This window comes from Methylobacterium sp. CM6246, from assembly GCF_054818005.1.
In genome coordinates, this window is sequence record NZ_JBTXKY010000001.1 from 1,246,984 (window position 1) to 1,259,717 (window position 12,734).

At 70.2% G+C, this 12,734-nt stretch carries 10 protein-coding genes; 4 read left to right on the plus strand and 6 right to left on the minus strand.

Annotated elements, in window-relative coordinates; genetic code table 11:
* Positions 1-24: 24 nt before the first annotated feature.
* The 6 genes from ACYQPG_RS06310 to ispG all read right to left on the minus strand — a co-directional run bounded on the left by ACYQPG_RS06310 (position 25) and on the right by ispG (position 7,822).
* Positions 25-2,364 (minus strand): xanthine dehydrogenase family protein molybdopterin-binding subunit, encoded by a 2,340-nt coding sequence (locus ACYQPG_RS06310; RefSeq protein ID WP_419828976.1) that lies wholly within the window; start codon positions 2,362-2,364, stop codon positions 25-27.
* Positions 2,361-2,840 carry a (2Fe-2S)-binding protein gene (locus ACYQPG_RS06315; RefSeq protein WP_147910387.1) on the minus strand — a complete coding sequence of 160 codons (480 nt, stop codon included), beginning with the start codon at positions 2,838-2,840 and terminating at the stop codon, positions 2,361-2,363. The genes ACYQPG_RS06310 and ACYQPG_RS06315 overlap by 4 nt, the downstream gene beginning before the upstream one ends.
* Positions 2,841-3,302: 462 nt before the next feature.
* The gene (locus ACYQPG_RS06320) at positions 3,303-3,707 is read right to left on the minus strand and encodes a type II toxin-antitoxin system VapC family toxin (protein WP_461230556.1); all 405 of its coding nucleotides are present in this window, start codon (positions 3,705-3,707) and stop codon (positions 3,303-3,305) included.
* On the minus strand, positions 3,707-3,952 hold the full coding sequence (locus ACYQPG_RS06325) for a type II toxin-antitoxin system VapB family antitoxin (protein WP_147910385.1): 246 nt from the start codon (positions 3,950-3,952) through the stop codon (positions 3,707-3,709). The genes ACYQPG_RS06320 and ACYQPG_RS06325 overlap by 1 nt, the downstream gene beginning before the upstream one ends.
* 67 nt (positions 3,953-4,019) lie before the next feature.
* A complete protein-coding gene (locus ACYQPG_RS06330; protein ID WP_461230557.1) occupies positions 4,020-6,071 on the minus strand; it encodes a potassium transporter Kup in 2,052 nt (683 codons plus the stop codon).
* Positions 6,072-6,490: 419 nt separating this feature from the next.
* Positions 6,491-7,822 (minus strand): flavodoxin-dependent (E)-4-hydroxy-3-methylbut-2-enyl-diphosphate synthase, encoded by a 1,332-nt coding sequence (gene ispG / locus ACYQPG_RS06335; RefSeq protein ID WP_147941167.1) that lies wholly within the window; start codon positions 7,820-7,822, stop codon positions 6,491-6,493.
* Positions 7,823-8,170: 348 nt separating this feature from the next.
* Here ispG and ACYQPG_RS06340 point away from each other — a divergent pair, with 348 nt between their 5' ends.
* The 4 genes from ACYQPG_RS06340 to ACYQPG_RS06355 all read left to right on the plus strand — a co-directional run bounded on the left by ACYQPG_RS06340 (position 8,171) and on the right by ACYQPG_RS06355 (position 12,663).
* A complete protein-coding gene (locus tag ACYQPG_RS06340; protein ID WP_147910267.1) occupies positions 8,171-9,334 on the plus strand; it encodes a patatin-like phospholipase family protein in 1,164 nt (387 codons plus the stop codon).
* A gap of 265 nt (positions 9,335-9,599) precedes the next feature.
* Entirely contained in the window at positions 9,600-11,291 is a 1,692-nt protein-coding gene (locus ACYQPG_RS06345; RefSeq protein WP_147910266.1) for a methyl-accepting chemotaxis protein, read from the plus strand.
* A 135-nt stretch (positions 11,292-11,426) separates the two neighbouring features.
* The gene (locus ACYQPG_RS06350; RefSeq protein ID WP_147898439.1) at positions 11,427-11,981 is read left to right on the plus strand and encodes a glutathione peroxidase; all 555 of its coding nucleotides are present in this window, start codon (positions 11,427-11,429) and stop codon (positions 11,979-11,981) included.
* A gap of 58 nt (positions 11,982-12,039) precedes the next feature.
* Positions 12,040-12,663 carry a sigma-70 family RNA polymerase sigma factor gene (locus ACYQPG_RS06355; protein WP_461230558.1) on the plus strand — a complete coding sequence of 208 codons (624 nt, stop codon included), beginning with the start codon at positions 12,040-12,042 and terminating at the stop codon, positions 12,661-12,663.
* The last annotated feature ends 71 nt before the right edge of the window (positions 12,664-12,734 follow it).

The window sequence follows — 12,734 nt, forward strand, 5'->3', positions numbered from 1 at the left end:
CAACGCGTCGCGGTGGAATGCGGTTCAGGCGCTGAGCTGGTCGCGGATCGGCAATTGCCGCACGCGCCGGCCGGTGGCGGCGAAGACCGCGTTGGCGATGGCGGGCGCCACCGGCGGCACGCCGGGTTCGCCGACGCCGCCGAGCGGGCCGTCATAGGAGCCGGTCGGCACTAGGTGCACGCGGACCACCTTCGGGGCGGCGTCGATCCGGATGATCTCGTAGCCGTCGAAGTTGTTCTGCACGGCCCGGCCCTGCTTGAAGGTGATCTCGGAGGTGAGGGCGAGCCCCATCCCCATGACCACCGCGCCTTCCATCTGCGACCGGATGCGCTCCGGGTTCACCTGCGGACCGCAATCGACCGCGATGTCGATGGCGTGCACCTTCACCTGGCCCTTGTCGTCGACCTCCACCTCAGCCGCCACCGACGTGTAGGTGACGAAGCTGTAGTGGCCGGCGATGCCGAGGCCGCGGCCTTTGGGCATCTGCCGCCCCCAGCCGGCGCCCTTGGCGGCAGCCTCGATCACGCCGCGCAGGCGGCCGGTGTCGATTGGGTAGAGCTTCGGGTCCTCGCCGTGGTTCCAGACGTCGCCGATCGAGGTCGGGTCGATTGTCCGGGCCGGGCCGATCAGGTCCAGCAGGTACTCCTTCGGGTCGCGGCCGGCGGCATGCGCCAGCTCCGACACGAAGGACTGGATCGCGAAGGCGTGCGGGATGTTCGAGACCGAGCGGAACCAGCCGATCCGGACGTGGGCGGCGGCCTCCGGGTTTTCCATTCGGGCGTTGGGCAGGTTGAACGGGGTGTTCACCAGACCCATCCCGAGCTCGAACGGCAGCTCGTGCTTTGGATCGGGCGCGAAGATCGAGCCGATCGTCGGCGCCACCGAGCGGTGCAGCCAGGCCACCGGCATGCCCTTGTCGTCGAGGCCGGCCTCCAGGCGCTCCACCGAGATGGTGTGGTAGTAGCCGTGGTGGATGTCGTCCTCGCGGGTCCAGGCGAGCTTGACCGGCGCGCCGTCCACCGCCTGCGAGCACAGGGCGGCCTCGACCACGTAATCCGGCTTGGACTTGCGCCCGAAGCCGCCGCCGAGCAGCGTGACGTTCACCTTGACCTTGTCGTCGGGCAGCTTGAGCGCCTTCATCAGGCGGTCGTTGGCGGCCTGCGGACCCTGCGTGCACGCCCAGGCCTCGCAGAAGCCGTCCTTCACCCGGGCCACGGCGGCCGGGGGCTCCATCGGGGCCTGGACCAGGTGGGGCACGAAATACTCGGCCTCGAGCTTAGTCTTGGCCTTGGCCATCGCGCCGTCGACGTCGCCCTGGTTGCGCACCACCTTGCCGGGCTTGCGCGCGGCGGCCTCGAGCTCCTTGCGGAACACGTCGGTGTCGTAGCCGGCGTTCGGGCCGTCATCCCAGGTGATCTTCAGCGCGTCGCGCGCCTTCATGGCGGCCCAGGTGTTCTTGGCGACCACCGCGACGCCGCCGAGCGGCATGAACTCGCTCGGGATCTCGCCGCCGTCGATCTTGAAGATCTTGACGACGCCCGGGACTTTCTTGGCCTCGCTGTCGTCGTAGGACGTGACCTTGCCGCCGTAGACCGCCGGCCGGGCGACAACGGCGTACAGCATCCCGTCGAGCTTGGTGTCGAGGCCGTAGATGGCCCGGCCCGTGGTGATGTCGAAATTGTCGATCAGCCCGATCTTGCCGGTGCCGATGTACCGGAAATCCTTCGGGTTCTTCAGCGTGACGTTCGTGGGCACCGGCAGCTCGGAGGCCGCCTGCGCCACGGCGCCGTAGCCGAGGCTGCGCTTCGACTTGGCGTGCGTGAGTGTGTGGTTGGACGCCGTCACCTCGGAGGCCGGCACGCCCCACTGCTTGGCCGCGGCCTCGATCAGCATCAGCCGCGCGGCGGCGCCGGCATGGCGGAAATGCTGGAAGAAGTGGCGCAGCGAGCGCGAGCCGTCGGTGTCCTGGTTGCCGAAGCGCTGCTCGTCGCCCCAGGCCTGGACCACCTTCACCTTCGGCCAGTCGGCCTCAAGCTCGTCGGCGACCGTGAGCGCCACCGAGGTGCGCACGCCCTGGCCCATGTCGGAGCGGTGGTTGGTCACCGTGACGGTGCCGTCCGGGGCGATCGCCACGAAGATTTTTGGGTCGTCGCGCCAGCCGTGCGGCATGCCGTCGGCGCCGAACTTCTGGGCCTTCTGCTCGGCGGTCTGGCCCTCGTCGGCGCGGGCGTCGCGCAGGGACAGGGCGAGCACCAGCGCGCCGGCGCCCCCGAGGATGCCGCGGCGGCTGACATTGGCCAAGACGGGCTTGGCGGTCGGCTTGGCGTTGGCCAGTTCGGCCATCATCTGTGCGTCGTGAATCACAGGCGCTCTCCCTTGCCGGCGGGGGCCGTCTGGCCGGCGGCCTGATGGATCGCCGCGCGGATGCGCGGATAGGTGCCGCAACGGCAGATGTTGCCGCTCATCGTGTCGTCGATGTCCTGCTCGGACGGCTTGGGTGTGTCCTTGAGCAGGGCTGCGGCCTGCATGATCTGGCCGCACTGGCAGTAGCCGCACTGGGAGACGTTGAGGTCGCGCCAGGCCACCTGCACCGGATGATTGCCGTCGGGCGACAGCCCCTCGATGGTCACGACCTCCTGGCCGGCGGCGGCCGAGACCGGGGTGATGCAGGCGCGGGTCGCCGCGCCGCCGAGATGGATCGTGCAGGCGCCGCACAGCGACACGCCACAGCCGAACTTGGTGCCGGTGAGGCCCAACTCGTCGCGCAGGTACCACAGCAGCGGCATGTCGGGGTCGCCGTCGAAGCTGCGCGCAGCCCCGTTCACGGTGAGTTTGATCATCGATGCGTCCTGTCTGGCAGCGCCTGAGCGGCGTCCCGTCGGGTCAGAGCCGGAGGCGCCGACCGATGCTCGGTCCGCGCGTCCGCCCATGCCGGCTAACCCGGTGAACGGGCTTCTGGGTTCGGAAGTGGAAGAATTCTAATCCACCCCGGGAGCCTTGTGCAACGCAAGGTGGATGCGGCACGCCGCCGGAGGCCCGCGCCGGGGACATGCCGCGTGCGGCGGCGCACATGCCGGCGTCGTGGAAGACAACGCCTTCGAACGTGTGAGAGGGAAGAGGTCCGTACTGCGACGCTGCACTGCGTCGACAACGATCAGCGTCGGCATCCGAACGCTTGTTCGGCTCGGACCTAACGGCCTTGCCGCTGCGCCGCGCTCGCCATGGCCGGGCGGCGCCTGCATTCCCAACGCGAACATCGGTCCGTTGAGTGTTTGACGGTGGATCGATCCATCACCGGACCGTCAGCGAACAGTCTCCAGATCGGTCCTGCGAAACTCGTCCGCCCTGGCAAGGATCGGCACGTTGAAGAACCGGGCCGCGGCGTAGTGGAGGCAGTCCCCGAGGTTGAGACCGTGCCGGCCTGCCCGGTATCGATGCGCCGCCGACAGGGCGAGCGCCGTCGTCTCGCTGGCGGGCGGGAGATCGCAGATCTCGATGCTTCGGGCTGCGAGGAATTCGAGGACGATCGGCCCGACGGCCTCGATTGTCATGTCGAACTTGTCGGGCCGCGCCAGGGCCAGCGCCGTTTCCAGGATCGCGACGGGCGAGGTCATGCACCGGTCGGCTGAGGCGAGGGCGCCGGAGATCCGGCCGGCCTCCGGCTCGTCCGCCAGCAGGGCGACGAGCGCGGAGGCGTCCACGAACATCAGCGGCCCTCCCACATCGCGTCGTAGACATCCCGCGGGAGGGGCGTCCGGGCAGCCTCGCTGAGGGTGATTCCATGCTTCTCGCGCAACCGTGCGGCGGTGGCCTGCGGCGTCTCCCCCGGGTGCCTGCGCGCGATCGCCTCCCGCATGGCGATGACGATCGCCTCGGTGATGCCGACCCCCGCCAGGGCGGCGAACCGGCGTGTCAGCGCATCGGCTTCGGGATTGTTGACGTTGATCGGCACGGCCGTTCGCCCTCGATAGATCGATGTAGATAATCGCTTGCGCGGATCTACACCAGCGGCGCGATCCTCACACCGTCACCTGCGTCCCGACCTCGACCACGCGCCCGGTGGGGATCTGGAAGAAGTCCGTGGCGTCGTTCGCGTTCTTGGCGAGGGTAATGAAGATGCGGTCCTGCCAGAGCGGCATGCCCGAATGGGTGGCCGGGCGGATCGAGCGGCGGGACAGGAAGAACGACGTCGCCATGATGTCGAACTTGAAGCCCTGGCGGCGCAGCAGCACCAGGGTCTTGGGGATGTTCGGGGTCTCCATGTAGCCGAACTTCATCACCACCTTGAAGAAGTGCGGCCCCACCGGCTCGATCCGGACCTTGTCGGTCTCCTTCGAGCGCGGGGTGTCCACCGTCTCCACCGTGAGGATCACGTTCTTCTCGTGCAGCACCTTGTTGTGCTTCAGGTTGTGCAGCAGGGCGGCCGGGGCGATCTCGGGGTCGCTCGTCAGGAACACCGCGGTTCCGCGCACGTGGTGGGGCGGGCTCTTCTCCAGCATGCCGACCAGCTCGACCAGCGGCACGTCGGTCTTGCGGGTCTTGTTGAACAGGATCGTGACCCCGCGCACCCAGGTCCACATCAGGATGACGAGGCCGCCGGCCAGGATCAGGGGCACGTAGCCGCCCTCGACCACCTTGATCAGGTTGGAGAGCAGGAACAGGAACTCGACCACGATGAAGGGCAGCATCACCAGGGCGGCGGCCACCGGAGACCAGCCCCACATCCGCCAGATCACCAGGAAGGTCATCGAGGCGGTGAGCAGCATCGTGCCGGTCACCGCGATGCCGTAGGCCGAGGCGAGCGACGAGGAGGTCTTGAACAGCACCGCCAGCAGCACGACGCCGACCATCAGCAGCCCGTTGATCTGCGGCAGGTAGATCTGACCGGCATGCGATTCGGAGGTGTGGCGGATCTCGAGGCGCGGCAGCAGACCGAGCTGGATCGCCTGCCGGGAGAGGGAGAAGGCGCCGGTGATCACCGCCTGGCTCGCCACCACGGTGGCCAGCGTCGCCAGCACCACCATCGGCAGCAGGCCCCAGGCCGGGACGAGCTGGAAGAACGGGTCGGCGGTGTCGGGCTTCTCCAGCACCAGGGCCGCCTGGCCCAGGTAGTTGAGGGCGAGCGCCGGGAAGACCAGGCAGACCCACGCCACCTGGATCGGCTTGCGGCCGAAATGCCCGAGATCGGCGAACAGGGCCTCGGCGCCGGTCACCGCCAGGAACACCGCGCCGAGCGCCACCAGCGCCCCGGTGCCGTGGCCGAGCAGGTAATGCACCGCGTACCAGGGGTTGACCGCACGGAACACCTCCGTGTGCAGGCCGATATGCGGCAGGGCGGCGAGCGCCATGGCGACGAACCACACAACGGTCATCGGCCCGAAGAACGCCGCGACCTTGGCGGTGCCGCGGTTCTGCACCAGGAACAGGGCGACGATGATCGTCACCGTGATCGGCAGCACGTAGTCGTTCAGGGCCGGGGTGACGAGCTTCAGCCCCTCCACGGCGGAGAGCACCGAGATCGCCGGGGTGATCACCGCGTCGCCGTAGAACAGGGAGGCGCCGAGCAGGCCGAGCATGAACACGATGCGGGATCCGCCGAGCGCCTTCCGGGCCAGTGCCATCAGCGAGAGGATGCCGCCCTCGCCGTTGTTGTCCATGCGCAGCAGGATCGCGACGTACTTGACCGTCACGATCAGGAACAGCGCCCAGAGGATCAGCGAGACGGTGCCGATCACCTCCTCGGGCAGCAGGATGCCGTCGGTGCGGGCCGGGACCAGCGCCTCGCGGAAGGCGTAGAGCGGGCTGGTGCCGATGTCGCCGTAGACGACCCCGACCGAGCCGACCAGCAGGGTCCAGAAGCCGGCATGGCCGTGCTGGGTCTCGGCCTTCTCGGGGGAATCCAGGGCGCCGGCCGGGGCCGGCCCCTGCTCGGGGGGCGGAGCGCCGGCCTCGGCCCCCGAAGTGGGCACAGGGGCGGACACCGGGGCAGGCACCGGGGCTGACGGGGGCGCGGCGTCAGACGCCGCGGGCGCGGGCTGGGCTGCTACGCCGGGTGCGAAGGTCTGGCTCATGCGGATTGTCGGAGGCTCGGGCGTGGCCGGCGTTTCGCGGGTCGGCTCATGGGGGCCCGGAGGGCCGGGCAGGAGGACGCGAAAACTCCGCCGAACCACGCGGGCCGGCCACCAGGCCGACCACTCACGGGATCGTGCGGCCTTGCTATCACGGCCTCAGGCGGCCGGGAACCGGGGGGCCGTGCGAAGATCAGGCTGCGGGTGGGAGCGGGGAGCGGCGGTAGGGGGAACGTTCGCTTCGGGAGCGCCCTCACGCGACCGGTCGCCCGCCTCGTCATTCCGGGGCGCCGCGGGCGGGCCCGGAACCCAGAGCCGCCGACGGGGCCGGATTCGGCCCTGCTGCGGTTCCGGAGCCCGGGCTCCGCTGCACGGCCCCCGGACGACAGGGTGATTCGTCCGGCGCCGTTCCGCGACCCGGCCTATTCGGCCGCGGTGCGGGTATCGCCGCCCTGCTGGCCGAACCGGCGCTCGATGTAGTCGATCACGACCGTCTCGAAATCCTTGGCCAGCGTGGCGCCGCGCAGCGTCATCGCCTTCTTGCCGTCGATGAACACCGGCGCGGTCGGGGTCTCCCCGGTGCCGGGAAGCGAGATGCCGATATCGGCGTGCTTCGATTCGCCCGGACCGTTGACGATGCAGCCCATCACGGCGACGTTCAGGCCCTCGACTCCCGGATAGGTCTTCTTCCATTCCGGCATGGAGGTGACGATCCAGTTCTGGATGTCGCGGGCCAGCTCCTGGAAGGTGGTCGAGGTGGTGCGGCCGCAGCCCGGGCAGGCCGCAACCATCGGCACGAAGGTGCGGAAGCCCATGGTCTGCAGCAATTCCTGGCTCGCCTTGACCTCCACGCTCCGGTCGCCGCCGGGCTCCGGGGTGAGCGAGTAGCGGATCGTGTCGCCGATCCCCTCCTGGAGCAGCACGCCGATCGCCGCCGAGGCCGCGACCAGGCCCTTGGAGCCCATGCCGGCCTCGGTGAGGCCCAGGTGGATCGCGTAATCCGAGCGGCGCGCCACCTCGCGGTAGACCGCGATCAGGTCCTGCACCGCCGAGACCTTGGCCGACAGGATGATCTTGTTCTGCGGCAGGCCGAGTTCCACCGCCCGGTCGGCCGAGCCAATCGCCGAGCGCACCATCGCCTCCCGCATCACCGCGCGGGCATCGATCGGCCGCGGCAGCTTGGCGTTCTCGTCCATCAGGTGGGTGAGCAGCTCGCCGTCGAGCGAGCCCCAGTTGGCGCCGATCCGGACGGTCTTGCCGTACTTGATCGCCTGCTCGATGATCGATGAGAACTGGGTGTCCTTCTTATCCTTGAACCCGACGTTGCCGGGGTTGATCCGGTACTTCGCCAGGGCCTCGGCGCAGGCCGGATGGTCGGCCAGAAGCTTGTGGCCGATGTAGTGGAAGTCGCCGATCAGCGGCACGTGGACGCCGATCCGGTCGAGCCGCTCACGGATCTTCGGCACCGCGGCCGCCGCCTCGTCCCGGTCGACGGTGATGCGGACCAGCTCCGAGCCGACCCGGGCGAGCTGGGCGACCTGCGCCACCGTGCCGTCGATGTCGGCGGTGTCGGTGTTGGTCATCGACTGCACGACGATCGGGGCGCCGCCGCCGACCGTGACCGCGCCTTCGCCCGTGCCGACCGTGACGCCCACCGTGCGGTGGCGCGGCGCGGGGCCGGCGATCTCCGGACCCCCGCTGGCCAGGGCGGTCTCGGCGGGATTTTCGGAGCGGATGGCTTCCATGACTTCCATCGTGGACCTTCGCGTGCGCGCACTGTGCGGAGCGCCGGAGCCTTGAACGGGCTGGCCGGGCATCTCGCGGCGCGCGCCTCGCCGGAGCTTCGGGGCTGCGGGCCGACCGCGGTTAGCTGCGGACGACGCCGCGCGGCGTCAAGCAGACGCCACGCATGACAGCATCGCGGCTGTCATGTCGTATCCGGATGCGGATGTCGAGTTTGCCGCGCGGCCGACACCGGTTTTCGTCCGCCCCTGTTGCCGGAATCGCGCGCCGCGCGCCGTCCGGCGCCGCGCCGCCAGCCCCGGGCATGGTTGATGTTGCACTGCACCATCCCATGTAGGAAGCCCTGATTGGAGGCCGACATGCGCGAGCATCCCCACGGCGGTGAGCCGCACAACCCGGTGACTGCCGTCCCGGAAACCGTGCCGGACATGTTGCCCGACCGTTCGTCCGGAATCCCTGTCTCGGACGGGATCGAGCCCACACCCGCCCACCCGCCGAACCGGATCCTGGCGGGGCCCCGGGCCGAGAAGCCGGTCGCCCTGGCCCTGCAGGGCGGCGGCGCCCACGGGGCCTTCACCTGGGGCGTGCTCGATGCCCTGATCGAGGACGGCCGCCTGGCCTTCGAGGCGCTGACCGGGGCGAGCGCCGGGGCGATGAACGCCGTCGTGATGGTCGACGGCTGGCTGAAGGGCGGCCCGGACGGCGCCCGGGAGGGGCTCGAGCGGTTCTGGCGCGAGGTCAGCCTCGACGGTGACCTCGGCCCGGCCCAGCGCAACGTCGTCAGCGGGCTGTTCAGCCTGTGGAAGGGCAACCCGGTGGCCGAGTTCTGGTCGAAGATGCTCTCGCCGAGCCCCTACGTGTCGAACCCGCTCAACATCAACCCGCTGCGCAAGGCGCTGGCCGCGCAGGTGGATTTCGAGCGCCTGCGGGAGTCCGAGACCGCCGGCCTGTTCGTCTCGGCCACCAATGTCTGGACCGGCAAGCTCGCGGTGTTCGAGCGCGAGCGCCTGACCGTCGACCACCTGATGGCCTCGGCCTGCCTGCCGACGGTCTTCCAGGCGGTCCAGATCGACGGCGTGCCCTATTGGGACGGCGGCTATCTCGGCAACCCGCCGCTCTACCCGCTGCACCGGGGCGCCCGGACCCGCGACATCGTGCTGGTCCAGATCAACCCTGTCGAGCGGCGCGAGACCCCGCGCACGGAGCGTGAGATCCGCGACCGGCTCAACGAGATCACCTTCAACGCCAACCTGATGCGGGAATTGCGGGCGATCGACTTCCTCGACGGCCTGATCGAGGACGGCACCCTGGGCCAGGGCGGCTACCAGCGGGTCCTGGTGCACCGGATCGACGGCACCGATGCGCTCGAGGATTACAACGCCGCCTCCAAGCTCGACGCGCGCTGGACCGTGTTCAAGCGCCTGCGCGACAAGGGCCGCGGCGCCGCCCGGGCCTGGCTCGCCGAGACCTACGGAACCATCGGCCACGCCTGCACCCTGAACCTGCGGGACGCGTATCAATAGACGGGGCAAGATTGGTCGAGCGCGGCAAGAGGGAGGCGAGAGGGAGGCAAGACCCGTACAGCGCACAATCGTTTGCGTAGTCATATCGACACGATTGAACGTGGTTTCATGGAATACGTTTCAATTTGTAGAGTATAGTATCCGGCTAAGTGTCGATTCTTAAAAAAATTTGTGCGGCGTAAGAGATATTTCACGGAGATGTAGTATCCCGGCGCGTCGACCGCAGGCCGAGTGGGCCCGGTGATTCTGCCCTGAAGGACGGCCCATGGGTTTTCGCCTGATCGATCTCAGGACCGGCGTGAAGATCGCGCTGGTCATGGCCCTGATGCTGGCGATCACCGTCGCCGTCTCGGTGGTCTCGCTCCGCAATATCGGGTTGATCGAGGAGACCGAGGCCTGGACCGTCCACACCCATGAGGTGCTGGCCGAGGTCGACCGGATGGTGGTCGCGATGGTCGACCGGGAGACCGCCCTGCGGGGCTACCTGATCTCCGCCGAGCCGCGCTTCCTCGAACCCGAGCAGGCCGGGCGGAAGGCGTTCGCGGCCTCCTGGGACGCGGCGCGCAAGCTCACCGCCAACAATCCCACGCAGCCCGGACGCCTCCTGGAGCTGAAAGCCCTGACCGAGCGCTGGAGCGGCGCGGTGGCGGACCGCGAACTCAGCTTGATGACGGACCCGGCGACCCGCGAGGACGCGCGCCGGCTCGAAGGTTCGGGCGTCGGCAAGGCCACGATGGACGCCGTGCGCGCCAAGGCGGCCGAGATCGCGCAGGTCGAGCAGGATCTGCTGAAGGACCGGAGCGCCGCCTCGGCCGCGGCCGTCTCGGCGTCGCGGATGGCCAACCTGATCGGCCTCGGCGCGGTGGTGATCACCGCCCTGGTCGGGTCGCTGCTCCTGAATCACGGCATCGGCAAGCCGATCAACCGGATGACCCAGACCATGACCCGGCTCGCCGCCGACGACCTCACCGTGGAGATCCCCGGCGTCGGCCGCCGCGACGAGATCGGCGCGATGGCCGGCGCCGTGCAGGTGTTCCGCGACGGGCTCGCCCGCACGAAGGTGCTGGAGGCGGAGGCCGCCCAGGCCCGGATCGGCCAGGAGGCACAGCGCAAGACGGCGATGCGCGATCTGGCCGCCAGCTTCGAGGGCGCCGTCGGCGGCATCATCCGCGCGGTCGCCACCGCCGCGGCGAACCTGAAATCCACCGCCGAGCACATGAGCGCCGTGGCGGCCGAGACCGCCAGCCAGTCGACCACCGTGGCGACGGCGGCCGAGCAGGCGGCCTCCAACGTCAACACCGTGGCGGCGGCGGCCGAGGAACTCGGGGTCTCCGTCAACGAAATCGGCCGGCAGGTGCAGGCCTCGGCCGACCTCGCCGACGCCGCCGTGCTGGAAGCCGGGAAATCCGCGGACCTCGTGCGCAACCTGCGCGACGGGGCCGTGAAGATCGGCGCCGTGGTCGACCTGATCAGCGGCATCGCCGGCCAGACCAACCTGCTGGCGCTCAACGCCACGATCGAGGCCGCGCGGGCCGGCGAGGCGGGGCGCGGCTTCGCAGTGGTCGCCACGGAGGTGAAGGAGCTGGCCGGCCAGACCGCCAGGGCCACCGGCGAGATCGCCCGGCAGGTCGGCGAGATCCAGTCCTGGACCGGGGAGACCGTGGACGCGATCGGGATCATCGTCGGCCGCATCACCGAGATGAGCGGGCTGTCCACCGGCATCGCCGCGGCGATCGAGGAGCAGGGCTCGGCCACACAGGAGATCGTCCGGAACGTCGGCCAGGCCGCGACCGGGGCCGGCGAGGTCACGGCCAACATCGCCGGGGTCGCCAGTGCCGCCGAGGGCGCCGGAGCCGCCGCCGTGCAGGTGCTCGGCTCGGCCTCCGAACTGTCGGTCCAGGCGGAGCGGCTGGACGCCGAGGTCCACCGCTTCCTCGACACGGTGCGGGCCGCGTAGGCGAAGCGCGGGGCTGCGCGCCCCGAGCCCCGCCAAAGGGCCGCAGGCCCTTCGGGATCCCGGTCGTTGGGATCTGCCCGACGCGCGCTAGGTTCCGTGTGGGCGTGCGAGTGCCCGTGACCGTGCGAGGCCGCCATGACGATGTTGCGCCGCGAGGCCCTGATCCTGCTGGGCGCCGGGTTTGCCGGTGCCGCCCGGGCCGCGCCGTCCGGCCGGGCGGGCGACTTCGCCTTCGAGCATCCGGAGGGCGGCGCCATGCCGCTCTCGGCCTATGCCGGCCGGCCGATCCTGGTGGTCAACACCGCCACGGCCTGCGGCTATGCCGGCCAGCTCGCCGGGCTCCAGACCCTGTGGACCCGCTTCGGCGACCGGGGCCTCACGGTGATCGGCGTGCCGTCGCCGGATTTCGGGAACCAGGAGCCGCTCGACGGCCCGGCCATCGCGGAGGCCGCGCGGAAGAATCACGGCGTCACCTTCCCGCTGACCGCCAAGACCCGGGTGAAGATGCCGGGCGCCCACCCGTTCTATCAATGGGCGGCGGCGGAGCGGCCGGGCGAGACCCCGCGCTGGAACTTCCACAAGTACCTGATCGCCCGCGACGGATCCCTGGCTGCCGCCTTCGCCACCCAGGTTGAGCCCACCGACCCGCGCCTCGTCTCGGGCATCGCCGCCACCCTCGATCAGGCCTGATCGGCGCCGGGGATTAGACACCCGGGATTAAACGCCCGGGGCCCCGCGTTCACACCCTATGGCGTCAGACAAGCTCAAGCATCCGGACATCGTCGACCTGCTGGTGCCCCTGCGGCGCTACGCCCGTTCGCTGACCCGCGACGCGCTGCGGGCGGACGACCTCGTGCACGATACCCTGGTGCGCGCCCTGGAGATGCAGGGGTCCCTGCGCCCCAACACCAACCTGCGCACCTGGATGATGACGGTGCTGCACAACGCCTTCATCGACGAGCAGCGCCGCCGTCAGGTCGAGGCGCGGCACGCCGACGCACTCGTGCGGATGAGCGAGGACATGGCGCCCCCCGCCCAGGAGGGCCGCGTCCGCCTGGCCCAGATCCGGCAGGCCTTCCTGACCCTGCCGGAGGAGCAGCGCGCCGCCCTCCACCTCGTGACCCTGGAGGGCATGGCCTATGCCGATGCCGCCGCGGTGCTGGGGATCCCGATCGGCACGCTGATGTCCCGCCTCGGCCGCGGCCGGGCGGCGTTGCGTGCCTTCGAGGATGGCGGCCGGAGCGCGACCGAGGCCGAGCCCGAATCCGACAGGCCGGATGTCCGGCGCGGCACCTTCCCGGGCCTGCGCCTCGTCGCCTCCGACGGGGCCCGGGACCGGCCGCCCATGAAGCGCGCCGCCGGGGATGCCTGAGGCATTCGACCCGGACCGCGGCAGGGCCGGAACAGAGATGATGACGACCGGCGGATCCGCCCCGGCGGCAC